We start from the raw sequence: 25,518 nt of genomic DNA on the forward strand, positions 1-25,518 counted from the left end.
GCGCGCGCCTTCTCACCGCAAGCCGGCGATGAATTCCACCGCCTGCCTCACTACCTCCGGCGTGGACAACAGCCGATAATGCCCCCGGCCCGGACACGGCACGAGCCGCGCCCCACGCCATTGCGCCACGAATTGCTCCGTCGCGGCGTAGTCGGTGCTGTCGTCAGCCGGATCATGCAGCGCCAGCAGCGGGCATGGCGCTTGTTGCGCCACCGGGAACATGTTCGCCTCCGTGTAAAGCATTCCCGTCCGGCGCTCGACCGCCGCCCGAAAATATCCGGCCGTCTCGGCCTTGATCTCCATGCGCCGGCACATCCGTTCAACCCGGTCCAGTTGGCTCACGGGCGGCGCCAGAAACACCAAGCCCCTGACGGACACTCCATTCACCACCGCCATGGCCGCCGCCGCGCAGCCCATCGAGTGAGCCACCAGCGCAAAGATTCCTCCCGCCTGGGCCTGGATCTCCACCAGCAACCGCCCCAGCAGTGGCGCGCTACATTCATCGCCGGGCGAGTCCCCGTGCCCCGGCGCATCGAAGGTCAGCACCCGAAAACCCGCCGCCAGCAGTGGCGCGGCGAAGGCGCCGAGTTGCGCCCCGTGTCCCTCCCAGCCGTGCAGCAACCCTACCAGCGGTCGCCCGGCCTCACCCCACTCCCAAGCGGCCAGGTCGCCGGCCGAGGTCGGCATCGTTCGCCGTCGTGCCCCTTCGAGATAGGCCAGCTCCCGCGGCATGCGCCGGGTGACGCGCATCGGATGGAGGAAGATGGACGCCGCCAGTTCGCCCATGACGGCGGGCGTGTGCGGTGGCGGCGGGACCGGCACACCGCGTTTGCCCGCCACCTGCAATAGGATGTCCGACATCCCGGCAACAAACCCCACCCCCGCCTGCCTGTCGAGCGACCAAACCCGCTTTGACATCCCCCGCCCGCAGCGCAAACCTGCGCCGAGAACATGGACCACCTGCACGCCTACTGGCGCATGGAATACATCGAGGCCCCCCGCCTGCCGGAGGGCGCCAATCCCTTCGCCGAACTCCCCAAGCTCGGCAACGACGCCGAGGCCCTCATCGTCCATCGCAGCCCGCTTTCCTACCTGATGCTCAACCGGTATCCCTACAATCCGGGCCATCTGCTCGCAATCCCGTTTAGGGCCGCCACGGACCTCACTGAACTCACCGCTGCCGAGCGCGCCGATCTGATGGACGAAATCATCCTCGGTAAAGAGGCGCTCAAAGCCGCCGTGAATCCTCACGCCTTCAACGTTGGCTTCAACCTCGGCTCCGCCGCCGGGGGCAGCATTCCGCACCTGCATGCCCACATCGTCCCCCGCTGGAACGGGGACACCAACTTCATGCCCGTCATCGGCAAAACCAGGGTCCTGCCCCAGTCGCTTGAGGCCATGTATGCCCGCCTCAAGACCTGCGCCGACAACCTCTCTCCCTCGGCCAGGTAACCCGACCTTCGAACACCCTCTCTCGAAAACCCCGTGCCCGCTTCCAAGACCCTCACCTACCCCAGCGCCCGCCACGCCAGTCAGCTCTACTGCGGCAGCGAGGACAACCTCGCCCGCACCGAAAAGGCCCTCGGCGTCCGCCTCGTCACGCGCGACGACTGGGTGAAGCTCGACGGCCCCGCCGAGGCCGTGGCGCGGACGGAGGAGTTCTTCACGCTCCTCAACACCGGCCGCAACCAGGGCATGGCCTACCGCACGCCCGACTTCCTCCGTCTGCTCGACCTCTTTGCCCGCGACGGCGCTGCTCTGCGTTCACTGATCAACGATCCCGTCGTCATCGCCACCCGCCGCAAGAGCATCGTCCCAAAGACGCTCGGGCAGAAACTCTACCTCCAATCGATCCAAAAGAACCCGATCGTCTTCGGCATCGGTCCCGCGGGCACGGGCAAGACCTACCTCGCCATGGCCGCCGCCATCTCGGCGCTGCTGAAAAACCAGGTGCAACGCATCGTGCTGACGCGCCCCGCCGTCGAGGCCGGCGAGGCTCTCGGCTTCCTCCCCGGCGACCTGCGCGAAAAAATCCTGCCTTACCTCCGCCCGCTCTACGACGCCTTGCACGACATGCTCGAACCCGAGGATGTATCCACGCTTTCCGAAAAAGGCCTGATCGAGATCGCCCCGCTCGCCTACATGCGCGGCCGCACCCTCGCCAACGCCTACATCGTCCTCGACGAGGCGCAGAACACCACGCCCGAGCAAATGATGATGTTCCTCACCCGCCTCGGCGACGAGTCGCGCATGATCGTCACGGGCGACATCACCCAGATCGACCTGCCCCGCAGCAAGGCCTCGGGTCTCGTGCAGGCCCCGCGCATCCTCCGCAACATCCCGGGCATCGACTTCCACCACTTCACCGCCACCGACGTCGTGCGTCACCCGCTCGTGCAGAAGATCATCGACGCCTACGAACAGGCAAAGACGGCCGAAAGTGGAGGGCTCAGCTCCAGCTGAGCCGCGCCCCACCCAACAGGGGCCTCTCGATGACGCGCGAAATCGCCATCACCAACCGCCACCCGCGCCTGCGCCTTGACCGCCGCGCAATCGCCGGCGCGATAACTTTGCTCGACTCGCACGCAGCCAAGTTCCTCGGCGGCTGCCCGCCCGGCGAGCTCTCCCTTGTCTTCCTCACCGACTCCGCCCTCGCCCAAATCCACGCCGATTTCATGGACGACCCGACCGCGACCGACGTCATCACCTTCGAGGGCGACGCCACCGCCGGTCTTGCCGGAGAAGTCTGTGTGTCGGCCGACACGGCGTGGAAGTATGTGGGCTTGGTGGAGGGCCGGTCTCCGCACCGGCCACGGTCGGCACGGAGGCCGACCCTCCAGGCCGCCTTCTCCGCCGAACTCACGCTCTACGTCGTCCATGGCTGGTTGCATCTTGCCGGCTACGACGACCTGCAACCCGCCAAGAAACGCCGCATGCGCGCCGCCGAGGCGCGGGCGATGAAGCTGTTGCACGCCGCCAAGGCCATGCCCTCCTTCCGGTTTCTGTAGCGGCGGGCTGTGACCGCCGTCCGGCGCAGCTGCGACTCGCTCCATAAAAATCAGTGTGCAACCGCGCCTGACTGTGGTTCACTCCAGAGTTCATGTCCGAAACCCGGTTCACCTCCCTCCGCAACGCCTTCCTCACCGGCCTCCTGCTGGTCGCTCCCTTGGTCGTCACCGTGTGGGCCGTCCGCGCCCTGATTGGCATGGTCGGCGGCTCCATCACGCCGCTCTTCGCCCCCTATCTGCCCGAGACCCTGCAACACCTGCCGGCGATCTTCTGGGATGTCGTCACCACCATCATCGCCCTCGCGCTCATCACCCTGCTGGGTTACGTCTCGCGGCTCTTCCTCGGCCGGCTTCTCGGCGCGGCAGCCGAGCGTTTCATCCAAAGCATCCCCGGCGTCGGTAATTTCTACACCAGCGTCAAACAGTTCATCGAAACCTTCGGCACGAAGGACCGCACCCAGTTCAACAAGGTCGTGCTCGTACAGTTCCCGCGTGCCGGTTCCTGGAGCCTCGGCTTCCTCACCAACACCGCCCGCGGCGAACCGCACGCGCACTTTGCCACCGAACACTGGGCGGTCTTCATCCCCACCTGCCCCAGCCCGGTCAACGGCTTCTTCATGTATCTGCCCCGCTCCGAGATCGTGGAACTCGACTTGCCCGTCGGCGACGCCATGAAGACCATCATCTCCTGCGGGGCCGTGCTGCCCGCTTGGTCCGACCCCTCCGCCGCCAAGGAGGCGCTCCGCCAATCCTGATGGAGGGCCGAGCTCCCGCGCGGCCGGACCGCCCTCAGTCTCCCGTCTTCTTTCCTTCGCCATGCCCGGGCAGCAGCTCCAGACCGCCGGCTTCATCCTCGCCCGCCAGCCCTCGGGCTCGGACACCTTCGAGCAGCTAACCGCTTTCTCCGCCGAGCACGGCGTGCTGCATCTGCTCCGCCGACTCAAACAGAGCAAGACGTCCGCCACGCCCTTGGATCTTTTTGACGAAGCCGAACTCTGGCTCGAATCCCCCAGCCAGGGCCGCACCTGGTTCATCAAGGAACACCGGCACCTGCAACGCCACGAAGGCATCGGCCGTTCCTACGACGCGCTCAAGACCGCCGCTGCGGTTGGCTCCCTCCTGTCGCGCAATCCTGTGCCCGACGAATCGCGCCCCGCCGTCACCGATTTGCTTCGCACCAGCCTCTCGGCCCTCGCCGCCGGCGGTCGCCCTGACCTCGTCTGGCTCAAAACCCTCTACTGTCTCCTCCGCGACGAAGGCTATCCGGTGAAACAGCAATGGTGGCCGCAACTTGCCGAGAGCGACCGCGACACCGCCGCCCACCTGCTGAACCAGCCCCTCGCCGCGCAGACCGCAGGCACGGCGGACGTCGCCCGCATCGTCCGCCGCCTCGAGGACTGGGTCGCCGCCGAAACCGAGATCCGACTGTAGGCGGAGAACACAAGCTGCTAAGGAGCGAATGATATCGGGGACCACGCCGAGTCCCTTGGCTGCTTCGCTTAACGGTGTTCTCCCAATTCTTCGGGCCGCTGCGCGCCTTCCTTCTTCCCTTCCGTGTATTCCGTGTGTTCCGTGGGCACCCCTGCATGCATTTCTCCCTCGAACACCGCACTGTCAGCCTGAGCGTCGGCGAATTCGCCGGCTTTCGTCTCGGGCCGCAGGAGAGCGGCGGAGGTCCGCAGGGACTCTGGCGCGCGCAACTCGGCCAGCATTGGCACAACGAACTGCGGAAACGCGCCGAGCAGGAATTCAGCATCGACGGAATCGTCCGCGCCGATGTCCGTTTCGAAATCCCGATCGAGGGCCGTCTCACCCACCGCGGCTGGCACTTCGACCTGCAGGGGCGCATTGACCAGCAGATCGGCGGGCTGCTGCGCGAAGTGAAAAGCGTCACCCGCCCATTGCCCGCCGACGAGCCCGCCCTGCGCACCGACTATCCGGACTACTTTCTCCAGCTCGCCGCCTATGCCGTGATGCGGCGCACCCTCGGCCAAGCGGCCAGCGGCGCCGAGTTACTCTTCGTTGAAACCGGCTCGGGATTTGTTCAGACCGTCGCGCTCACGCCCTTCGACGAGGCTCTGGTGTTTCACCAGCTCGACGCGATCGTCGAGTTCCTCAACCTGCGCCTGCGCGCCACCGAGCGTCGTCGCGCGCTGCAGTTTCACTCCCCTTTCACCACGCTCCGCCCCGGCCAGGAGACGATCCAGCAAGACCTGGCTGCTTTTTTCGACCAAACGAAAATCGAGAATCAAAAATCAAGAATTCTCCTCCTGGAGGCTCCCACCGGCTACGGCAAGACCGGCTGCGTGCTCGAGTTCGCGCTCGGCCAGCTCAAGTCCGGACGCTTCGCCCGCCTCGTCTGGCTGACCGGCAAATCCACCGGCCAGATCCAGGTCATGCACACGCTGCACCAGATGACCACGCACTCATCGCCTGCCTCTCCTCAGGTTTCAGGTTTCAAGCCTCAGGTTTCTCCTTTGCCCGCCTGGCAGGTGCGCAACAAATCCGAGCACTGTGTGAACCATGAGTTTCACTGCGTCCGCGACGGCTGCGACTATCTCCGCGACTGCGCGGAGCGCTGGCCCGGCAGCGGGCTCGCCCGGTTCTACGCCGACGACCAGCAGCCACGCGACCTCGACACCCTGCGCGCCGCCGGCCGCGCCGCCAAGATCTGCCCCTACGAAATCACCCGCGCCGCCCTGCCCTTCCACGACGTATGGGTCGGCGACTTCAACTACGTCTTCGCCCCCGACAACCGAGGCATTTTCTTTGAACGCCCCGGCTTCGACCCCGCCGAGACGCTGCTCGTGGTGGACGAAGCGCACAACCTGCCGTCCCGCGTCGCCGGAGCCTACTCTCACACCGCGAACCTGAGCGACGCCCATCTCCTGCTCGCCGAGCTCGATCACCTCGATGCGCCCGCCACGCTCGTGCTTGCGCTTGAGGGATGGGTGCGCCTGCTCGACTCCCTGCAACCGAGCGAATCCCTCGACCCGGTCACAGAAGCTGAGATCGGCGATCTGCTCGAGCGCCTCGCCCGGCTCGCGACCGAGTCCTCCTTGGACTACGCCGCTCTCGGCCCGCACCACAGCGAGACACTCTGGCAATTTGCCGCGCTCGCCGGGTTCCTGGCCGACACGAAGCTGACCAAGCTCCTCTGGGTCTCCCGCCCCGGGCAGTTGGAGTTCACCTGCGTGGACGCCGCCCCCGCCATCGGCGAGACGTTGCGCCTGTTCGGCGGCGCGATTCTCATGTCAGCCACGCTGCAGCCGTATGCGGAGTTTGCGGAATCCTGCGGCCTTGAGGTGGAAGCTGCGCTCCACCCTTACACCACCCACTCCGCCCCCACCCCTTGGCGCGCCGGCGCCTACGACATCGCGGTGGACCTGCGGGTGAACACGACCTTTCGCCAACGCGCCAACCACTACGCCGACACCGCCGCGACCATCGTGGCCGTGCACGAAGCCGCCCGCGGCGCTATCGCGGTGTTCTTTCCGTCCTACGCCTACGCCGAGGTGCTTGCAAAGACCCTCGCTGACTACGGCGCAACCCTGCGGGTTGCCCTTCAGCCCAAGCTGCCCGATCTCGCCGCGCAGACCGCCTGGGTGGAGGAAAACCTCGCCTTGAGCGACGTCCTCTTCCTCGTGCTCGGCAGCAGTTTTGCCGAAGGCATCGACCTGCTCGGCGGACGCATCACGCACGCGATGGTCGTCGGTCCGGCCCTCCCCGAGGTCAACGCCGTGCAGAAGGCAAAGCTGGCCGCATTCGATGCTCTCGGCCGCGACGCCGCCTTCCGGCGCGTCTATCAGATTCCCGGCCTGCAAAAGGTGAACCAAGCCCTCGGCCGCCTCGTGCGCGCCCCCGGCCAGCGCGCCAAGGTCCTGCTCCACTGCCGCCGCTTCGCCGAGCCCTCCTACGCCAGTCTGCTCGCCGCCGATTACCAGTTCTACCGCGAAATCGACGGCGAAGCCGATCTGCGCGACTGGCTTGGCGCCGCGAGCGCCAAGTCCTGAAGGCAAGGGTCAGAGACCATCCGCTTGGGTTGTCACTTCAAACTTCTCAACCCTCACCGTCTGGTCGAATCGTCCCACCTCACGCTCAACGATCATGGCCAGGAAGGTATCCCTTTGCCACTCGGGATACTTCGCGACCAGCTTACCTTTGCGAAGAGTCTTCGGCGATTTCAGGTCGAAGACAGACCAATAGAGCGAGACCCCCGCAATCGCCATCTGGGCTTGGGCTCGCATGAGATTACGTCCCACCACGACGTCGCCGGTAACCCGATTCACCTGTAGGATATTACGCTTCCATCGTGCACCACGAGTCCGCTCGCTCACGGTGTTCGAAAACCAGAGGCCCGAAACCCGCACCGACGGCAGAGTCACGACCAGCGCTTCATCGTCTTTGCCCACACGGCGAAAATGCAGAGCTTCGCCTTGACCAGTAGCATCGGACTCATCGGCGACGGACACTGCGACGGTGACTTCCGGGCGATAAAGCACACAGCGCAAATTCGCCTCATACGCCGGCGGTTCCGCCTGCATCTTGGCAAAAAGGGAGTTCGGCACTCTGGTTTGATCGAATAAAAGGCCTTGTTTGTCCTCCGGCAGGGACAGCGGTCGTGAAATGTTCACCCCCCTAGCCCGCGCTCGTTCATCCATTTTTTGCTGCGTAACCGCCAATGCCTGGCGGGTTTCCTCGTCCTGCTCAGGAGTCGGCAACGAATACCGGAGACGGATGAACCCAGCCTGGGTGTGATCTCCGTCGGGAAATACGTAGCCTTGGTATTCGTTTCCGAAGAACCCGCCACGACTGAGGGTGGGGCCACCAGCCCATGTCCAGTTTTGTTGAGCCGATTGCACATCAAGGCGCGTGTCGTCGGGAATGCCGCTCGCTCGCAATATCACCTGAAGCCGGGCTTCTTCTGTCGAAACCACGCCCTTTCTGGTCGAGCGCACCATGTTCCCCGTCGCCGACTCCCATTTGATGGACACTCTTTCTTCCGGGTTGGCGATCTGTTCTGCCTTGAGTTCGGCCAACGTTGCGAATCTTCCGCTCCAATTCCAGGTCACTCCAAGTCCGACCACGCAAATCAAGCCAAGCCAACCAGCCACCAAAACTATCGATCGCAGAAGGTGACTAGTCAGATAGTGATGCACGGCAATCGCCCCGGCACCTAACACGAAAACCAACGCACCCACCCACAGCCGGGTATACATGACACCGGCGCCAAGTCCAATAACGCGCCCCCGCCATTCCACTGAACCCCAAACCACCTGCAATAGCAGCGCCCAAGACAAAAGGCCAATCAGCAGCATGAAGCTCCACAGCAGGAGTCGGCCCAGCTCATCGGTCAGCGAAGCGATCAAAAAAGCCGGGGCAATCATCAGCAACTGCCAGCCAAGTGTATCGATCCCAGCCCAGAGAATCTCCCTCCAACCAAAGCCGCAATACAGCCACCAAGGCAACAACAGCATAACCGGCATCAAGCCAAACAGCAGAAACGAGCCCAGTGCCTTGGCGACGAGCAGTCGGCGCGATGAAATCGGACGCGTCCGCCAGAAGGCCGTCGTCCCTGCAAGTGTGTCTGCCTGGACCAGCCGGGCAACGAGCACATAACCCATGACTATCTGCACCATGACCAGACCCGTGTTACCCATTTGTAGATAGACGGTCTGATTGAGATCGAACTCGCGTGGGTTTCTAGCCACAACGCCGAGCACCACCTGCCCGACAAACAGGAGCGCCCAAAGCAGCAGCGCTCCGCCATCGCGCGCGGCGTCATACTTGATGAGGTGCCAGATGTGTTTCATGGGGCGAAGGATTTGGTCGTCAGCAACCGGGTGAAGGAAACGTCGGGCCGGAAACGGACCTGGAGAAGAACGGAGTCCTTTTCCCAATCGGGAATCTCGACGAGCGTCCCATTTTCTTGGCGGGCAGGCACCGTGAGATTCAATGCGCGCTGCCCAACCATGATGGCATTGATATGCAGCGCCCCTATTTTGCCTCCCGTCGTGGCCTGCAGCCCTCCGATCACGTCCTTCACGGGACCACGGTAAACGAGGATAAAACAATCCTCCCCCGGCCGGTGTGGGATCAAGCTTGGCCCGCCGCCCGGGCGCGTGGACGCAAAGAGAATGTTTGAGCTGAAATCCCTATCCTCCAGGCGCACAGAAATCTTTTCCCCGTCGCGCTCGAGACCGATGAGGCGCGTGAGACATGCACCGGTCCGAAGTTCGGCGCCCACCTGCAGGGGCAATTCACCGACCACCTGCCCGCGCATAAGGTTTAAATCGAGGGTCACCGCCAGCGACCGGTTCGTGCGAAGTGCGGTCGCCACACTCCCGGCCTCTTCGTCAGTCTCCATCGACCACGGTGCGCTTTCCTCCTCCTGCGCATGAAGACTCAAACCGGCCACCTGCAAAGCCAGCGTTGAGATCCTCTGGCTGGCCTCCGGTCGCGGCCGCATAAAACGGGGCAACGCCACCCTCCGGTCACCGGCCCGCCATTCCGCCCGTGAGACTTTGAACTGCACATACGTGCCGGCCGACGCCCCGCTCACCGTTCCCGCGAGGACAATATGCCTTCGCTCCGGGCTGCTCATACTGGGGCTGATCTGTGAGTTCACGATAGCCACCTTCACATTCCGGGCGTATGCTTCCTCGGCGATGTCCTGCCCCCCGCTCGGTTGGACTAGATCGCTGATGTCCCATTTCCAGATGAATGGCAAAACCACGATCACCACTAGAGCCAATCCACCCAAAGCCCAGCTTCGCCACGTCAATCGACTCAGGTATTGATGCACGATCAGGACCAGAGGAGCGATGAAAGCCGTCGCAAGGATGAGCCAGCTCTGCGAAACTAGGACGCCTGGGCTCAGATTCGCTTGGGGCACGCCGAGTTTGTCGCTCAGGATCGCCGGCAGCGCTGGCAACATCGGCAGGATGATCGCGGCTCCCACGGCCCGCACCAAAAACTGCCGACTGTTCGCCGTAACCGCGGCAATCACGAAGGCTGCAACCGAGCACAGGCCCTGCGACGAGGCCAACTGCCATGCCGCGCACCCGATTTCATAGCCAGAAAAACGGCATCCAATCCACACCGGCAGCAACACCAACACTGGGGCCACGCTGAACATCAGGATAGCCCCGAGGGCCTTGGCGGCCAGCAGCCGTCCTCCACTAATCGGCCGGGTTGGCCAGAATGCTCGCGTGCTCACCAGATTGTCCTCCATCACCAGCCAGGCCGCGAGCACGAAACCCACACCCATGATCAGCGCGCCCAGACTGAAGGCATAGTAGCGCAGTCCCTCGAAAGCCTCCCCACCCACCTGGTTGTCGCCCCAGTAAGCCGCGAGCAAAAACGTATGCGCCAAGGTAAGCCCCAGCCAGAGGGCGAGTGGCAGGGCAAGGCGCCGAAAGTCTTTCCAGACTATGTGCCAGGTCAGCTTCATACGGCCGACACCTTCGCGGTGATCGACTTGGCACGCGCCAATGCAATGAAAATTTCGCGCAGGCTCATGGGATGCGCCTGAACGGCGGCTTCGGGGAAATGTTCGCGGCAAGCTCGCTCCGTCGCCTCCCGGTTGTAGGCGGACTCAATAAATGACGCCCGTCCTGCCTCGCCTCGCCATCCCAGCCAACTTGCCGGCAGGATGCCTGCCGGCACTGCTCCCTCGAAGGTCACTTCAATTCGCCGGAATCTGCTGAGCAGGCTTTCCGTTGTTTCCGTGAAACGGAGGTTTCCGTTCTCCAACAACGCAATGTGGTCGGCCAGCCGTTCAACCTCCTCGATGTCGTGCGACGAGATGAACACCGTCCAGTCGCCCAAGCGGGAGGTTTCCAACAGACCATGAGTGAACTCCTCGCGCACAAGCGGGTCGAGCCCGCTGAACGGTTCATCGAGCACCAGCAGCTTGGGTCGGTAAGCAAGTGACGAAAGCAGCGCCGCCTTCATCAGCATGCCACGGGAGAGCTGTTTCAGCTTTCGCTCCGGCGGGAGCTCGAATTGCGCCAGCAGCTTCGCCTCCAGCGCCCGGTCCCAGGTCGGGTAGAACGGCCGGCAATAGTCCAGCAACTGCCGCACGGTCATCCAAAGCGGCAGCTGCTGGTTCTCCGACACATAACCGATCTGGGCGAACTCGCGTTCGCCCAGGCGGCGCGAATCCGTGTCCAGGACCCGGGCGACCCCTGCACTGGGCCGGAGAAGATTCATGAGCACCTTGATGGCCGTGGTCTTGCCGGCCCCGTTGGCCCCGAGCAGGGCGAACACGCTGCCCACCGGCACGGCCAGGTTCAGATCGCGCAACGCCTCCGTGCGCCAGTAGCGATGCGAGAGATTTTGGGTTTCGATGGCGTTCATGGGGAAATCATTTTTTGCCGAGACGCTTCCAGTGGGCGGCAAGTTCGGTTTGCACTTCGTCGAGACCAAGGCCGAGGTTCTTGGCTTCCACGACGAGGCGCTCCAGTTCGTCCTCCAGCAGCGCGGTCTTGGCGCGCTGGTCGTCACCGGCCGGCTCGGCCACAATGCTGCCGACGGCCGGCGTGGTCACCAGCACCCCCTCGGCCACCAGCGTCGCAGTGATCTTGTGCGCGGTGTTGGGGTTGATCCGCAGTTCCTGGCTCAGCGCCCGCACGGAAGGGAAGGCCGTGCCGGGTTTCAGCCGCCCGGCCACCACGGCCTTCTTCACCGCGAAGATCACCTGCTCGGTGATCGGCAGGCCGGGTTTGAGCTCAATGCTGAACGGGAGCATGCCGTTCTAGTTGCACTAGTACAGTTAGAACGGCAAGCGTTTTTTGGGACTTTTTGAGATGGGGGGCCTGTGCTCCTGCGCGGGTTTGCCCACCGGTTCTGCGCAAAGCACGCCGTCTTGCCGATCAGGCCGCAGTAGCCTCACCCAGCAGGTTCGCGAAGATCATCTTGCCGTTGCCGCTGGGCAGCACACCGATGATCTCCGCGCTGACGCGTTTGCCTACAAACGCCCGGCCGCTGTTCACCACGACCAGCGTGCCATCGGACAGATAGCCGACCGCCTGGCCCTCGTCTTTGCCCGGCTTGAGCAGTTCCACGGTGATGCTTTCGCCGATGACGAGTTCGGGCCTGAGCGCTTCTTCCAGCGCATGCACGTTCAGCCACGGCACGCCCTGAAATTTTGCCATCGAGGCGAGGTTGGTGTCGGTGGTGAGCAGCTTGGCGCGCATGGACTGCGCGAGGAATACCAGCTTGGCTTCGATGTCCTGCCGGCGGGCGACTTCGCTTGGATGGATGCGAATGTCGAGGTGCTTGATCGCGCGCAGCTCGTTCAGGACCTGCAAACCGCGGCGGCCCCGGGCTTGCTTCACCGGGTCGGGCGAGTCCGCCACCTGCTGCAGCTCGTTGAGCACAAAGGTTGGAATGATCAGGGCAGAGCTGAAGAACTGGCTCTGGCAGAGCCGGGCGATCCGCCCGTCGATCAGGGCGCTGGTGTCCACGACCACCAGCGGCACGTCCACCTCGTGCGGCACGAAGCGCACGTAGGGAATCACAAGGTTGAAATCGTCTTTGCCGCGCAGGGCAATAACCGTCCCCAGATAGGTGCAGATGACAAACAGAGCCAGCCGCACCAGATAAAGAACCTGCGGATCCCCTTCCTCCAGCAGCGGCGAATTGCTGAGCATCCAGGAGATCACCAGCCCCATGCCCAGGCCGAAGGTGAGGGCCGTCAGGCCACGCAGCGAAAATCCCTTCAGCAATACGTCCACCAGCACGACCAAGACACCGATCAGCAGCCCTATGGCCATCGCCAGGCCGCGGTGGTCATCCCATTCCTTGATCGTGTAGCACACCAGCCAGCTCGCCGCGATGCAGAGGAAGATGAAGATGAACCGGATGACGAGCAGGGTCTTGTTCATGCGACGGGGTCAGGGCTGGCCGAATACTCCGCGGTTCTTCAACCACAGCAAGACAAAGGGCAGCACGAGCATGAACAGCATGACCCCATAAAGAATCATTTGTGCCCGCTGGGCTTTTTTCTCTAGCTCGGGGTCCGGCTGCTCGCTCATTGGCCGCATCCGACCAACACCTCTCCCTGATGACAACGCAATACTGGCTCGTGAAGTCCGAACCCGAGACATATTCTTGGGCCGATTTTGTGCGCGACAAGCGCACCGACTGGACCGGCGTGCGCAATTACGCCGCCCGGCTCCACCTCAAGGCCATGCGCCCCGGCGACGAAGTCCTTTTCTACCACAGCAACGAGGGCAAGTGCGTGGTCGGCATCGCGCGGGTGACCAAGCCCGCCTTCCCCGACACCACGGCCGACGAAGACGGCTGGGTGGCCGTCGAGCTCGCACCGGTCGCCCCGCTCAAGCAGCCGGTCACCCTTGCCCAGATCAAGGCCGAGGCCGTGCTCAAGGACATCGCCTTGGTGCGCCAAGGCCGCCTGTCGGTGATGCCGCTCAAGTCCGCCGAGTTTGTCCGCATCAAAAAGCTCGGCTCCGGCTGACCCGCCCGGGGCTCGACAAACCCGCCGCGCCCGCTTTCGTCACGCCAGTGATCGATCACCTCGCCATTCTCGCTCCCGGCCTGCTCGGCGCCTCCGTGGCCCGGGCCGCCCGCCATTTCGGCGCCGCCCGCCGCATCACGCTCTGGGCCCGGCGCCCGGAGGTGCGCGTGCAGCTGAAGTCGCAACCCTGGTGCGACGCCGTGGCCGACACCCCGGCCGACGCCGCGCGCCAGGCCAGCCTGACCGTGGTTTGCGCCCCGGTGGACCAGATTGTCGCCCTCACCAGCGAGATCGCCCCCGCCCTGCCCGCCGGTGCGATCGTTACCGATGTCGGCAGCGTCAAAGGCGAGATCTGCCGCCAAGGCCACAAGGCCCTGCCGGCCGGCCGGCACTTCGTTGGCTCCCACCCCATGGCGGGATCCGAGAAAACCGGCTGGGAGCACGGGCGCGCCGACCTTTTCCAGAGCCGCGTGACCTTCGTCACCCCGTTGCCCGAGACCGACCCGAAAGCCGCCGAAGCCGTGGCCGCCTTCTGGACCGCGCTGGGGTCGGATGTTGCCGGCTTTGCGCCCGACGCGCACGACGAGATCGTGGCGCACATCAGCCACCTGCCGCAGGTGCTGGCCTCGACGCTCTGCGCGAGTCTGGCGAAACGCGACCCGAAGTGGCGCAACTACTCCGGCGGCGGCCTGCGCGACACCAGCCGCATTGCCGGCAGCGATCCCAAGCTCTGGAAAACCATCCTCGAGCAAAACCGCGACGAGGTGCTTCGCGCCCTGCGCGCCTACCAGGATGAGTTGCACGGCATGGAGCGAGCCCTCGCCAACCGCGACTGGTTCGAAGTGCAGGCCATCCTCGAGCGCGGCCGCGCCTACCGGGAACAATTCCGCCCCATTCCGTGAGCACCTACCCGGAAAAACTTCCCATCCCGCCCTTCACCCGGCCGGTGCGCGGCAGTGCCACCCTGCCCGGCTCGAAGAGCATCACCAACCGCGCGCTCATCCTCGCCGCCCTCGGCCGGGAGACCGTCACGCTGCGCGGCGCTCTCTTCAGCCGCGACACACGCATCATGGTCGCCGCCCTGCGCCAGCTGGGCTTCGCCGTTGCAACCGATGAATCCGCGCTGACCATTCGCATTGAGGGACGCGGCGGCGAGATCCCCGTGCGCGAGGCCAAAATCGAGGTCGGCAACGCCGGCACGGCCGCGCGCTTTCTCACCGCCTTCGTCTGCCTGCGGCCCGACGGCGTCTATCACTTCGATGGCGATGAGGCCATGCGTCGCCGCCCGATCGGCGCGCTCCTCGAGGCGCTCGAAGCCCAAGGCGCCCGCGCCAGCGCCCGCAGTTTCCCGTTCACGCTGCGCACGGCCGGGCTGCCCGGCGGCACCGTGCTGCTCGACGCTTCGGAAAGCAGCCAGCTGCTCTCGGCGCTGCTGATGGTAGCCCCACATGCAAAATCGCCGCTCACGGTCAGCCTCAAGGGCGAAACCGTCTCCAAGCCCTTCGTCACCATGACCGAGCGCATGGTGGCCCAATTCGCCGCCTCGCCCGCTGACTACGCCATTGAGGGTGACGCGACCGCAGCCAGCTACTTCGCCGCACTGGCCATCGTCACGGAAGGTTCGGTCGAGGTGAATGGCCTCAACCCCGCGCCCGACGCGCTGCAGGGCGACATTGAGTTCTACCGGTTGCTGACGGCGCGCGGCTTGATCCGCTGCAACGGTCGCCACGTCTCCCACGCTCCCGCCCGGCACGGCGTGATCGCCAACTTCAACGACTTCTCGGATACCTTTCTCTCGCTTGCCGCCATCGCGCCGCTGCTGGACGGCCCGACCAAGATCGCCGGCATCGCCCACACCCGCAAGCAGGAGACCGACCGCGTCGCCGGCATGGCCCGCGAACTCACCAAGCTCGGCCAGCACGTCGTCGAGACCGAGGATTCGCTGGAAATTCACCCGCGCCCCCTCGTCCCGGGAGTGGAAATCGAGACCTACCACGACCACCGTTTCGCCATGAGCTTCGGCATCCTCGGGTGCCACGACCTGCGGGGCGACGGCCAGCCCTGGCTGACGATCAAGGACCCCGCCTGCTGCACCAAGACCTTCCCGGCATTCTTTGACTTGCTGGCGGGGCTGCGCGCGGGCTCTCATTGAGCCACAGCATGGGCTCACCTCCTCTCATCATCGTCGCCATCGACGGCGGCGCCGCGTCCGGCAAGTCCTCCACCTCGCGCCTGCTCGCCGAGCGCTTCAACCTGCTGCACGTGGACACGGGCTCGTTTTACCGTCACATCACCTGGGAACTGCTCCGGCGCAACGTGCCCTCCGGCGAGCGCACGGCCCTGCTCGCCGCCCTGCCCTCGCTCAACTTTTCCACCCGGCTCGAAGGCCGCTCCGCCCGCATGCTTATCGGCGGGCAACCGGCCGGCGACGAGATCCGCAGCCAGCAGGTCAACGAACACGTCTCCCACTACGCCGCCGTGCCCGAGGTGCGCGCGATCCTGCTCGACTACCAGCGCGGTCAAACCGAGGTCGCGAAGCAGCATGGCTTCCGCGGTCTCGTGATGGAGGGCCGCGACATCGGCTCCGTGATCTTCCCCGACGCGGACTTCCGCTTCTTCCTGCACGCCGATCCCGCCGAACGCGTCAAGCGCCGCGCGGCCGAGGGCCGGCAGGACTCCATCGCCGAGCGCGACCGCCTCGACTCCTCGCGCAAGACCGCCCCCCTCGCCTGCCCGCCCGGCGCCATCGACATCGACTCCACCTTCCTGACCCTCGAACAGGTCGTGGAAAAACTGGCCGGGCTGATTGCGCCGAAACTGACCTGACTCAACACACCAGCGCCGCCATTCAATCCTGCGCCCTCCATCCTCTGAAAGCTGACTTCTGATCTCTGACCCGCATGCCGCAGACTCCCGACCAACTCACGATGACGCCGTTCTACGGCTTCTTCCACTACCTGGCGGCCACCATCCACAGCATGTGCTTCCGCGGCGAAGTCGCCGGCACAGAAAATTTCCCTACTGACGGCCCGTTCCTCATCGCCTCCAACCACGCCAGCCACCTCGACCCGCCGTTCGTGGGCAGCCATGTGCCGCGGCAGATGCGCTTCTTTGCCCGCAAGAGCCTTTGGAACAACCGTATGCTCGGCTGGTGGATGAACCAGGTGGAAACCATCCCCGTCGAACGGGACAGCGGCGACATCGGCGCCATCAAACGCGTGCTCCAGGCCCTCGCCGAGAACCGCGCCGTCGTGCTCTTCCCCGAGGGCACCCGCTCGCAGGACGGTCAGCTGCAAAAACCGAAGCCCGGGGTCGGCCTCATGGCCTGCAAGACCGGCGTGCCCGTGGTGCCCTGCCGGCTCTTCGGTTCCTTCGAGGCCTTCGGCAAGGGCACGAGCATCCCGCGCTTCGGTACCCCGGTGAGCATTGTGTTCGGTCCGCCCATTCCCGCTTCCGACTATGACGACCCCAAGGCCGGCAAGGCCCGTTACGAACTCGCGGCCCAGCGCATCATGGACCGCATCGCCGCCCTGTCCGCTCCGCCGGAGCGGGTGATCTGAGTCGCGATCAGGCCGTCGAATCGGCCGGCACTTTCTGTGTCGCCGCGGCGGCCGGCGCCGCTTCCGTCGCCGGTGCGGCCTTGGGCTTGGGTGTGCCAACGAGCACGCCGAGATGCTCCTGGATCTTCATGAAAAATTCCTGGTTGAGGTCGCCGACCGGCACTTCGTAGCGCTGGTGCGAAGCGCGGTGCTCGTAGATCTGGCGGGCGCCATCCTCGGTGAGGCCGATCGGCTTGATGAGCCGCTTGCGCTCCATCATGAGCGCGAGGAACTGGAGCAGCGGCGTGTTGATGCCCTGCGAACTGTCGTCGATCGTCTCGCTCGTCGCACCGGATGGAATCGCGAGGTTGAGGAACAGGTTTTCGGCCGTGAGCTTGAGGTTGCGCTCGGAATTCTCGTCCCCGCGCCGCGGCTTGAAGGCCACGACCCAGCGGCAGAAGATAAACGCCGGGGGCATCCACCGGGGCCCGTTTGCCTCGGCGGAGCCGGGCGAAGACGGGTCCTCGCTCTCCAGCAAGTCGCGGCGGGCGACCTCGCCCGAGGCCTCGCGCACGAGGTAGCTCACGACACGGTCGTTCTCGGCGAAGTCGCGTCCGCTGACGTAGCACTTTGTGGCAATCGCGTGAAGATTCAGCTCCATGGGCGATTTCTTGTTTACCCCCGCACCCGGTGAAAGCTAGTCAATTTCTGCGATGAACGGACGCCTGATCGCCGTGGGTGACATCCACGGCTGCCACAAGGAATTCGAGGACCTCCTCGACAAGCTGGACCTGAGGAAGGATGACCGGCTGATCCTGCTGGGCGACCTCATCAGCCGCGGTCCCGACAGCGGCAAGGTGGTCGAACTGGCGCGGAAATACGCCACGGCTTCGCTGCTGGGCAATCACGAGCTGCGCCACCTGAACTACCGGCGCACCGACGACCCGACCCATCTCAAAAAATACGACTACGCCACGATGGAACAGCTCCGCGGCAAGGACTGGGACTACCTCGAGGAGATGAAGCTGACCTATGAGGACGAGGAACTCGGCGTGGTCTTCGTGCATGGCGGTTTCCTGCCCGACCGCCCCTGGCAACGGCAGCCGGCACGCATCGTCACGCGCATCCAGGTGGTCGGCAAGGACGGCGAACCCCACAAGCGCTCCGAGATGCCCGACGCCCCGCATTGGTCCTCGCTCTGGGAGGGGCCACCTTTCGTGGTCTATGGCCACACCCCGCGCGAGGATGTCGTGCGCACCAAATGGACCCTCGGCATCGACACCGCCTGCGTGCTGGGCGGCTTCCTCACTGCCTACATCCTGCCCGAAAAGAAAATCGTGCAGGTGAAGGCGCGGGAAACTTACTTCAAGCGCTGAGGCGCCATGCGCGAAGGACCAAGTAGCAAGGACCAAGTATCAGGAGTCGACCGGACCACCATGGTTCGCGAACCGCCCGTTTAATTTCGGGCCAAGGACTGACTGCCCCCGCAGACGGATAGCCGGCTCGAATTTGCCCTCTTGCCACTTGTTACTTGATCCTTGTTACTTGCGCATTCGCTGCCGCCATGTCCGACCACCCCGTTCCGCTCACCGTCCGCGATCTGAAAACCCTCTCCGGCGGCGACACCTTCAGCAGCGTGCTCCTCGTGCGCCGCGTGACCAGCAAGACGGCCAAGAACGGCAACGCCTTCCTCAGCGTCGAACTGGGCGACAAGACCGGCAGCCTCAATTTAAACGTTTTCGGCGACAGCCCGGCCTTTGACTTGTTTACCGGCCTCAAGGAAGGCGGCGTGGTGCGCATCGAGGCCAAGGTGGAATTTTTCCAGGAACGTCTCTCCCCCCGCCTGCTGCGCGCCGAGGCCATTTCCAACGAGCAGCTCGCCGGCTCGCCGCTCATGTCCAATCTCGTGGAAACCGCGCCTGAAGACGCCGACGCGCTTTGGACCGAATTCCAACAGCACATCGCCTCCATCCAGCACGCCGAACTCCGCGCCACCGTGCAGGCGCTCTTCGACGAGATCGGGGAGCAGTTCCGCACCGCTCCCGCTGCCGTCAGCATGCACCATGCGTATCGCCACGGCCTGCTGGAGCACACCGTCCACATGGCCCGCGCCGCCAAGGCGCTGCTCCCGCTTTACCCCGAGGTGGACGCCGACCTCGCCATGGCCGGCGTGCTCGTCCACGACACCGGCAAGGTCATCGAATACCAGGGTGACCTCGTCACCGCGAAGAGCCGCAAGGGCATCCTCCAGGGCCACGTCGTGCTCGGCTACCAGCTCGTCCGCAAGGCCGGCATCAAGTCCAAGCTCAACGGCGACCTCCTCGAGCGCCTCGAACATATCGTGCTCAGCCATCAGGGCGAACTCGAATGGGGCGCCGCCGTCATCGCCGCCACGCCCGAGGCCGTCTTTGTCGCCAAGGTGGACGACCTCGACGCCAAGATGGGCATGGTCCAGCGCCTCCTCCGCCAGGCCGGCGAAGCCGACCAATTCTCCGACCGCCACCTCGGCCTGAACTCGCAGCTGCTGCTGACGAAGCCGCAAAAATGAAATCTTACGACGAGCAGCCGCGGAAGCTGTCCGGCACAAAACGTGGGAAGGAAATGATTGCCACCGTTTTGGTCGGGCTCGCATTCCTTTCATACACTTTCCTGCACTTTTTGGCTTTTTGACCACCTGCTGCCAACATGGCTCAATGCACTGATAATCGGAGCGCTCTGGATCGTTGTCCCCTATGAACTAGAGCTCTGCGTAGCGCTGTTGATCCGATTGATCTGGGGTAGGAACGCCCAAGACAAACCAGAAGAACGTTAGCTCATGTCAGCATCTGCACGATGCGGATAATGGGCAGGAACAGCGCGATAACGATCGTGCCGACCACGAGGGCGAGGAACAGGATCAGGATTGGCTCGATGAGCGAGCTGAGGCCGGCCACGGCGTTGTCCACCTCGCCCTCGTAGATGTCGGCGATTTTCTGGAGCATCTCGGGCAGCTGGCCCGAGTGTTCGCCGACCTCGACCATGCTGGCGACCATGGGCGGGAAAACACCCGCCGCTTCCAGCGGTCGGGCCACGGAGGCACCTTCCTTCACGCGGTCATGAATTGCCTGGATAGCGGAGGCGATGCGGGCGTTAGCGCAGGTGTCGCGCGTGATCAGCAGCGCCGGCAGGATCGGCACGCCGCTCGACAACAGGGTGCCCAGCGTGCGGGCGAAGCGCGCCACCACGACCTTCAGGAAGAGCTCGCCGGACAGCGGCATCCGGATGGTGAGCGTGTCGATGATCCTCGCTCCGGCGGGACTCCGCCGGAAGAGCTGAAACCCGACCATGGCAACCGCGCTCCCCACAACCACCAGCAGCAGGTGGTTGCGCACCACGTCACTCACCGTCAGGACCGCCCGGGTCAGCGGCGGCAGAGGGGCGCCCTTGAGCAGATCGGCAAAAATCTGCTGGAACTTGGGCACGACAAACACGAGCAACGCCACGAGGATGCCCACCGCCACGCCGAGCACGATGAACGGATAGACCATCGCCGCCTTCACCTTGCCGCGCACTTGCAGGCTTTTTTCCTGAAACTGCGCCAACCGGTCGAGCACGACATCAAGCAGACCGCCGGCCTCGCCCGCCCGGATCATGCTTACATAAAGCCGGTCAAACGCCCGCGGATGCCGGCCCATCACCTCGGACAGGGCCTCGCCGGAACGAATGCCATCCGCCAGGGCCGTTATCACCTTTGCGAAGGCCGGGTTCTTAACCTGCCGGCCGAGCACTTCCAAGCCGCGCAGCAGGGGCATGCCCGCATGCAGGAGCGTTCCCAGCTGCCGTGTGAACGAGGCCCGTTCCTTGGCGCTCAAGGAACCGAACACGGCCAGTGTCATCGCCCCCGCCCCTGTGGGCCCAGCCTTGGCGCCCCCCTCACCTTCTCGCGCCGTAACCCGCGTCGGAAACAGGCCGCGCCCGCGCAGGACCACCGCCGCCTGCCGCGCATCCGCGGCCTCCAAAGCCCCCGTCCGCTCGTGTCCCTGTCCGTCCATCGCACTGTAGCTGAATGCTGGCATTGCGTGCTTCCTTTCAGGTGAACCTGAGCACTTCCTCCGGGGCCGTCTCGCCGGCCAGCGCGGCGGCGAGGCCGGACTGTCGCAACACGGCCAAGCCCTCGCCCGCGGCCAGTTGCCGCAGTTCGATCAACGAGGCCCCGCGCGCGACCGCCTCGCGCAACGGCTCGGTCATGCGCAGAAACTCAAAGATACCCATGCGCCCGAGGAAACCCGTGCCGTCGCACGCCGCGCAGCCCTGGCCCCGCTGAAACACCGGCGGTGCGCCGGCTCCTGCCGCCAAGCCCAGCGAACACAATGTCTCCGGCGGCGGCACATACGCCGAGCGACACGAAGGACAATTCCGCCGCACCAGCCGCTGCGCGAGCACGGCCTCCACCGTCGAGGCCAGCAGAAACGGCTCGATGCCCATGTCCACCAGGCGTGTGATGGCCGAGGCGGCATCGTTGGTGTGCAATGTCGTGAGCACGAGATGTCCCGTGAGCGACGCCTGGATGGCGATGCGCGCGGTCTCGGCGTCGCGAATCTCGCCCACCATCACGATGTCGGGGTCCTGCCGCAGGAAGGTGCGCAAGGCCCGGGCGAAGCCCAGACCGGCCGCGTTGTTCACCGGCACCTGCATGACACCGTCGATTTCGTATTCCACGGGGTCCTCCACGGTGAGCAGCTTGGCCTCGGGCTGATTCAGCCGGTTCAAGCAGCTGTAAAGCGTGGTCGTCTTGCCGCAGCCGGTCGGCCCCGTGACGATAAAGATGCCGTTGGGCCGGGCTATGGCCGCCTCCACGCCCGCGAGCATGGCCGGCGGCAATCCAAGCTGGTTCAGTTCCAGCCGGACCGCAGACTGATCAAGCACGCGCAGCACGACGCTCTCGCCGAACTGGGTGGGCAGCGTGGAGACCCGGAGGTCCACTGAACGCCCCGCCAGCTTCAGACGCAGCCGTCCGTCCTGTGGCAGGCGGCGTTCGGCGATGTTCAGCCCGGCCAGGACCTTCAACCGCGAGATGACGGGCAAGGCGAGCGAGTGCGGCGGGGGCGTCAGATCGCGCAGCGTGCCGTCCACCCGGCAACGGATGCGAAACTCCCCCTCGAACGGCTCAAAGTGTACATCCGAGGCCCCGTCCCGCACCGCCTGCCCGAGCACGAGGTTCACGAAACGGACGATCGGCGGTTGGCCCGCCATCTTCTCCAGGTCGGTGTCGCTAAGCGCCCCATCCGGCGTGACCGAAAAACCGTGGGCGGCCTCGTCCGCGTTCAACTCACCACCGTAGTAGCGACGCAACAGTAGCTGCACCTGCTCGGGATCGGCCACCAGCAACCTGACCTGTCGCCCGATTTTGAAGGCGAGATCGTCGCCCAGCTGCCCATCGAATGGATGGGTCGTCGCAAAAGACACCGCCCCGGGGTCCGCCTCCACCGGCACGACGCCCCGGCTCCGTGCAAATTCGCCGTCCAGCAGCCCGGCGATATCCGCCGACAGCACCTCCGGCAGCTGCTCCACGTAGCCGTGCCCGAGATAACCGGCCACCTCCCGCAGAAGCACAGCCTGGTCAACCAGACCGAGGTCAACGATGGTGCGTGCCAGAGGACGCCCGCTTGCTCCGCTGTCCAACGCCGCCTGCTGCAGCGCGCCGGATCCCACCAGCCCTCGGGCGGTGAGCAGTTGCTGAATGGCCAGGTCGTGTCCCTCGAACATGAGGAAACCCGGCCTGGCCCGGCCGGATTAGGTTTGGGAAATCAGACTTCGCGCAGCTTGAAGCCCATGCTGATCAGCTTGTCCTTCATCGCGACCGGTTCCTGCGATTTTTCCAGGGCCTCGTCCGGGTCGATCAGCTCGCGGTTGACCAGGCTCATCAAATGCGTGTCGAGCGTGATCATGCCGAGGTTCGCACCCGTCTGGATGTCCGACGGAATACGGAAGGTCTTGTTGTCGCGGATCAGCGAGGCGATGGACGAGGTGTTCACCATGATCTCGTAGGCCGCGATGCGTCCGCCGGTCTTCTTCTTGCAGAGGGTCTGGGAGATGACGGCGATGATCGAGGTGGAGAGCTGGGTGCGGATCATCTCCTTCATGTTGGCCGGGAAGGCATCCACGATGCGGTCCACCGTCTTGGCGGCGCTGTTGGTGTGCAGGGTGCCGAAAACCAGGTGGCCCGTCTCGGCGGCGGAGATGGCCGCCTCGATGGTCTCGAGGTCGCGCAACTCACCGACGAGGATGACGTCGGGGTCCTGACGCAGGGCGCGGCGGATGGCCTCGGAGAAACTAGGCACATCGGAGCCGACCTCGCGCTGGGTGACGACGCACTTCTTGTGCGGGTGGTAATACTCGATCGGGTCCTCGATGGTGATGATGTGGCCGTCGCGGTTCTCGTTGATGTAATTCATCATCGAGGCGAGCGTCGTGGACTTGCCGGAACCGGTCGGGCCGGTGACGAGGAACAAGCCGCGCGGGCGGTAGAGCAGCTCCTTGATCTTGTCGGGCATGCCGATGGTGCGCAGGTCGAAGAGCTGGTTGGGAATCTGGCGCAGCACGAGGCCGTAGTTGCCCTTGGCCTTGAGCACGCTCACGCGGAAGCGGGCCTTGTCGCCGTAGGCGAAGCCGAAGTCGGTGCCGCCGTTGAGCTTCACGTTCTGGATGTGGTTGTCCGGCGTGATCGAGAGCATGAGCTGCTCGGTGTCCTCGGGCTTCAGCTCGGGGCCGTCGATGGGCGTCATGCTGCCGCGGAGGCGCAGGCAGGGGGGCACGCCCACCTGCAGGTGAAGGTCGGAACTCTTCTGCTCGACGACCAGCTCGAGGAGGTCGTTCATTTCATAGCTCATGCGATGGATGGGTTGAGGATGGCTAAAGTTGATCGGTCACGGTCGCGGACACAACCTCTTCGATGGTGGTGTGGCCGGCGAAAATTTTGCGAATTCCGTCTTCTCTCATGGTGCGCATGCCGTCGGCGCGGGCCTGCTGGCGCAGGCGGGCGGCCGTGACTTGGCCTCCGAGCATGGCGCGGATTCCGTCGTGGACGAGAAAGATTTCAAAAATCCCCAACCGTCCGCGGTAACCCGTGCCCTGGCAGGCGGCGCAACCCGTCCCGCGCGCGAACCGGGCTTCGAGGCGGCAGCGTTCATCCAAGCCCAACAGCTGCAGTTCCCAAGCTGCCGGCTGATGCGGCCGCCGGCAACGCGCACAAATCCGGCGAACCAGGCGCTGAGCGACCACCGCCCGCAGCGCGGCCGAGAGCAGAAAGGGCTTGGCGCCGATGTCGATCAACCGGGTGATGGCGCTGGGCGCATCGTTGGTGTGCAGCGTGCTGAAGACCATGTGACCGGTGAGCGAGGCATTGAGCGCAATCTCGGCGGTCTCGGCGTCGCGAATCTCACCGACCATGACGGTATTCGGGGCCTGGCGGAGCATCGCACGCAGGGCAGTGGCAAAGGTCAGCCCGGTCGTCGCATTCACCGGCACCTGGTTAATGCCGCCGATCTGATATTCGACCGGGTCCTCGACGGTGATGATCTTGCGGTCCGCCTGGTTAAGGTGGTGCAGACTGGCGTAGAGCGTCGTGGTCTTGCCGGATCCGGTCGGTCCGGTCACCAGCACCATGCCGTCGGGCGACGCGATCTGGCGCTCAAAAACCGCCTGATCGTCGGGCAGGAAACCCAGTTCCGGCAGCCCGAGGCGAAGGCTCTCCTTGTCGAGCACGCGCATGACGATGCTTTCGCCGTGCGTCGTGGGCAGCGACGAGACGCGCAAGTCCAGCCGGCGGCCATCCACCTCGGCCGCGATGCGGCCGTCCTGCGGCAGGCGCTTCTCGGCGATGCTGAGACCGGCCATGATCTTGAGCCGGGAGACAACGGGCAGTTGCAGTCGCCGCGGCGGCGTTTCGCCCTCCTGCAAAACTCCGTCCACCCGGTGCCGCACGCGAAGCCGGCCCGCCAGCGGTTCGAGGTGAATGTCCGACGCGCGGCGGCGAATGCCATCGGCAATCATGTCCTGCACCAGCCGGATGACGGGGGCGTCGGATTCCGCCACTTCCAGTTCCTGGCCGCCCCCCGGCAACGGGGCCCGCGAATCCGCCGCGGTGGCGGCTTCGTCGCGCAGGTGGTCGTTGTAACAACGCGTGATGGCGCGGCGTATGTCCGCCTCATCGGCCAAGCTCGCCTGCACGGGTTCGCCGGCGGTCCAGGCCAGGTCATCCAGCACCTCAACCGCCGCCGGATCCGCCACGGCGACCTGCAGCACGCCACGCTCGCGCGCAAAGGGGATGACCGTGTGCGCAAACACCAGGTCGCGCGGGATCGCGGCCAGGATATCCGCCGCGATGGACCGTTCGCCCAGTTCCACCCGCCGCAGGCCCGCGGCCCCGGCCAACTCCGCCAAACCGGTTCCGCCTCCGATTCCGGTGAGACTGGGTAAGACAGGCTCCATGGAATCGGCGGCGAAAAGC

Annotated in this window: 25 protein-coding genes; 13 read left to right on the forward strand and 12 right to left on the reverse strand. The window is 64.9% G+C overall.

Going from position 1 to position 25,518, the window contains the following annotated elements; genetic code table 11:
- Window positions 1-12: 12 nt before the first annotated feature.
- Window positions 13-861 carry an alpha/beta fold hydrolase gene (locus tag ESB00_RS11535; RefSeq protein ID WP_164976172.1) on the reverse strand — a complete coding sequence of 283 codons (849 nt, stop codon included), beginning with the start codon at window positions 859-861 and terminating at the stop codon, window positions 13-15.
- 90 nt (window positions 862-951) lie between these two features.
- On the opposite strand from ESB00_RS11535, the gene ESB00_RS11540 reads away from it, so the two are divergent.
- From ESB00_RS11540 to ESB00_RS11565, 6 genes are all read left to right on the forward strand, one after another.
- Window positions 952-1,452, forward strand: coding sequence for an HIT family protein (locus tag ESB00_RS11540; protein ID WP_129047835.1), 501 nt, complete (start codon window positions 952-954; stop codon window positions 1,450-1,452).
- A 33-nt stretch (window positions 1,453-1,485) separates the two neighbouring features.
- Window positions 1,486-2,463 carry a PhoH family protein gene (locus tag ESB00_RS11545; protein ID WP_129047836.1) on the forward strand — a complete coding sequence of 326 codons (978 nt, stop codon included), beginning with the start codon at window positions 1,486-1,488 and terminating at the stop codon, window positions 2,461-2,463.
- A 29-nt stretch (window positions 2,464-2,492) separates the two neighbouring features.
- Window positions 2,493-3,008 (forward strand): rRNA maturation RNase YbeY, encoded by a 516-nt coding sequence (gene ybeY, locus ESB00_RS11550; protein WP_129047837.1) that lies wholly within the window; start codon window positions 2,493-2,495, stop codon window positions 3,006-3,008.
- Between the two features lie 92 nt (window positions 3,009-3,100).
- Window positions 3,101-3,763: a DUF502 domain-containing protein gene (locus ESB00_RS11555; RefSeq protein WP_129047838.1), complete on the forward strand. Its 663-nt coding sequence runs from the start codon at window positions 3,101-3,103 to the stop codon at window positions 3,761-3,763.
- 61 nt (window positions 3,764-3,824) lie between these two features.
- A complete protein-coding gene (locus ESB00_RS11560; RefSeq protein ID WP_129047839.1) occupies window positions 3,825-4,439 on the forward strand; it encodes a hypothetical protein in 615 nt (204 codons plus the stop codon).
- A gap of 155 nt (window positions 4,440-4,594) precedes the next feature.
- A complete protein-coding gene (locus ESB00_RS11565; RefSeq protein WP_129047840.1) occupies window positions 4,595-7,021 on the forward strand; it encodes an ATP-dependent DNA helicase in 2,427 nt (808 codons plus the stop codon).
- 9 nt (window positions 7,022-7,030) lie between these two features.
- Here the strand turns inward: ESB00_RS11565 and ESB00_RS11570 are convergent, their stop codons facing one another.
- The 6 genes from ESB00_RS11570 to ESB00_RS19670 all read right to left on the reverse strand — a co-directional run bounded on the left by ESB00_RS11570 (window position 7,031) and on the right by ESB00_RS19670 (window position 13,048).
- Entirely contained in the window at window positions 7,031-8,821 is a 1,791-nt protein-coding gene (locus ESB00_RS11570; RefSeq protein ID WP_129047841.1) for a hypothetical protein, read from the reverse strand.
- Entirely contained in the window at window positions 8,818-10,461 is a 1,644-nt protein-coding gene (locus tag ESB00_RS11575; protein ID WP_129047842.1) for a hypothetical protein, read from the reverse strand. The genes ESB00_RS11570 and ESB00_RS11575 overlap by 4 nt, the downstream gene beginning before the upstream one ends.
- Entirely contained in the window at window positions 10,458-11,369 is a 912-nt protein-coding gene (locus ESB00_RS11580; RefSeq protein WP_129047843.1) for an ABC transporter ATP-binding protein, read from the reverse strand. Before ESB00_RS11580 ends, ESB00_RS11575 begins: the two co-directional genes overlap by 4 nt.
- A 7-nt stretch (window positions 11,370-11,376) precedes the next feature.
- Window positions 11,377-11,760 (reverse strand): GntR family transcriptional regulator, encoded by a 384-nt coding sequence (locus ESB00_RS11585; protein WP_129047844.1) that lies wholly within the window; start codon window positions 11,758-11,760, stop codon window positions 11,377-11,379.
- 124 nt (window positions 11,761-11,884) lie between these two features.
- Window positions 11,885-12,898: a PIN/TRAM domain-containing protein gene (locus ESB00_RS11590; protein WP_129047845.1), complete on the reverse strand. Its 1,014-nt coding sequence runs from the start codon at window positions 12,896-12,898 to the stop codon at window positions 11,885-11,887.
- Between the two features lie 9 nt (window positions 12,899-12,907).
- Window positions 12,908-13,048, reverse strand: coding sequence for a hypothetical protein (locus ESB00_RS19670; protein WP_164976173.1), 141 nt, complete (start codon window positions 13,046-13,048; stop codon window positions 12,908-12,910).
- A gap of 29 nt (window positions 13,049-13,077) precedes the next feature.
- Between ESB00_RS19670 and ESB00_RS11595 the strand changes: the two genes are divergently transcribed.
- From ESB00_RS11595 to ESB00_RS11615, 5 genes are all read left to right on the forward strand, one after another.
- Complete coding sequence (locus ESB00_RS11595) at window positions 13,078-13,491, forward strand: EVE domain-containing protein (RefSeq protein WP_129047846.1); 414 nt, start codon at window positions 13,078-13,080, stop codon at window positions 13,489-13,491.
- 47 nt (window positions 13,492-13,538) lie between these two features.
- Window positions 13,539-14,393: a prephenate dehydrogenase gene (locus tag ESB00_RS11600; RefSeq protein WP_129047847.1), complete on the forward strand. Its 855-nt coding sequence runs from the start codon at window positions 13,539-13,541 to the stop codon at window positions 14,391-14,393.
- Complete coding sequence (gene aroA, locus ESB00_RS11605) at window positions 14,390-15,643, forward strand: 3-phosphoshikimate 1-carboxyvinyltransferase (protein ID WP_164976174.1); 1,254 nt, start codon at window positions 14,390-14,392, stop codon at window positions 15,641-15,643. Before ESB00_RS11600 ends, aroA begins: the two co-directional genes overlap by 4 nt.
- A gap of 8 nt (window positions 15,644-15,651) precedes the next feature.
- A complete protein-coding gene (cmk, locus tag ESB00_RS11610) occupies window positions 15,652-16,317 on the forward strand; it encodes a (d)CMP kinase (protein ID WP_129047849.1) in 666 nt (221 codons plus the stop codon).
- 74 nt (window positions 16,318-16,391) lie between these two features.
- Window positions 16,392-17,051, forward strand: a complete 660-nt coding sequence (locus ESB00_RS11615) for a lysophospholipid acyltransferase family protein (RefSeq protein ID WP_246026470.1) — start codon at window positions 16,392-16,394, stop codon at window positions 17,049-17,051.
- A 7-nt stretch (window positions 17,052-17,058) separates the two neighbouring features.
- On the opposite strand, the gene ESB00_RS11620 is transcribed toward ESB00_RS11615, so the two are convergent.
- Window positions 17,059-17,691 carry a hypothetical protein gene (locus ESB00_RS11620; RefSeq protein ID WP_179954382.1) on the reverse strand — a complete coding sequence of 211 codons (633 nt, stop codon included), beginning with the start codon at window positions 17,689-17,691 and terminating at the stop codon, window positions 17,059-17,061.
- A 52-nt stretch (window positions 17,692-17,743) separates the two neighbouring features.
- Here ESB00_RS11620 and ESB00_RS11625 point away from each other — a divergent pair, with 52 nt between their 5' ends.
- Entirely contained in the window at window positions 17,744-18,406 is a 663-nt protein-coding gene (locus ESB00_RS11625; protein ID WP_129047850.1) for a metallophosphoesterase, read from the forward strand.
- Between the two features lie 188 nt (window positions 18,407-18,594).
- The gene (locus ESB00_RS11630) at window positions 18,595-19,578 is read left to right on the forward strand and encodes a 3'-5' exoribonuclease YhaM family protein (protein WP_129047851.1); all 984 of its coding nucleotides are present in this window, start codon (window positions 18,595-18,597) and stop codon (window positions 19,576-19,578) included.
- A 265-nt stretch (window positions 19,579-19,843) separates the two neighbouring features.
- Here the strand turns inward: ESB00_RS11630 and ESB00_RS11635 are convergent, their stop codons facing one another.
- Genes ESB00_RS11635 through ESB00_RS11650 form a run of 4 tightly spaced genes read right to left on the reverse strand, consistent with a single transcriptional unit; the run spans window position 19,844 to window position 25,499 of the window.
- Window positions 19,844-21,085: a type II secretion system F family protein gene (locus ESB00_RS11635; RefSeq protein WP_129047852.1), complete on the reverse strand. Its 1,242-nt coding sequence runs from the start codon at window positions 21,083-21,085 to the stop codon at window positions 19,844-19,846.
- Window positions 21,086-21,098: 13 nt separating this feature from the next.
- Window positions 21,099-22,775, reverse strand: coding sequence for a GspE/PulE family protein (locus ESB00_RS11640; RefSeq protein ID WP_129047853.1), 1,677 nt, complete (start codon window positions 22,773-22,775; stop codon window positions 21,099-21,101).
- Between the two features lie 41 nt (window positions 22,776-22,816).
- Window positions 22,817-23,899 (reverse strand): type IV pilus twitching motility protein PilT, encoded by a 1,083-nt coding sequence (locus tag ESB00_RS11645; protein WP_129047854.1) that lies wholly within the window; start codon window positions 23,897-23,899, stop codon window positions 22,817-22,819.
- 22 nt (window positions 23,900-23,921) lie between these two features.
- Window positions 23,922-25,499 (reverse strand): GspE/PulE family protein, encoded by a 1,578-nt coding sequence (locus ESB00_RS11650; protein ID WP_129047855.1) that lies wholly within the window; start codon window positions 25,497-25,499, stop codon window positions 23,922-23,924.
- Window positions 25,500-25,518: the final 19 nt, after the last annotated feature.

Origin of the sequence: Oleiharenicola lentus (assembly GCF_004118375.1) — a bacterium.
Taxonomy (GTDB): domain Bacteria; phylum Verrucomicrobiota; class Verrucomicrobiia; order Opitutales; family Opitutaceae; genus Lacunisphaera; species Lacunisphaera lenta.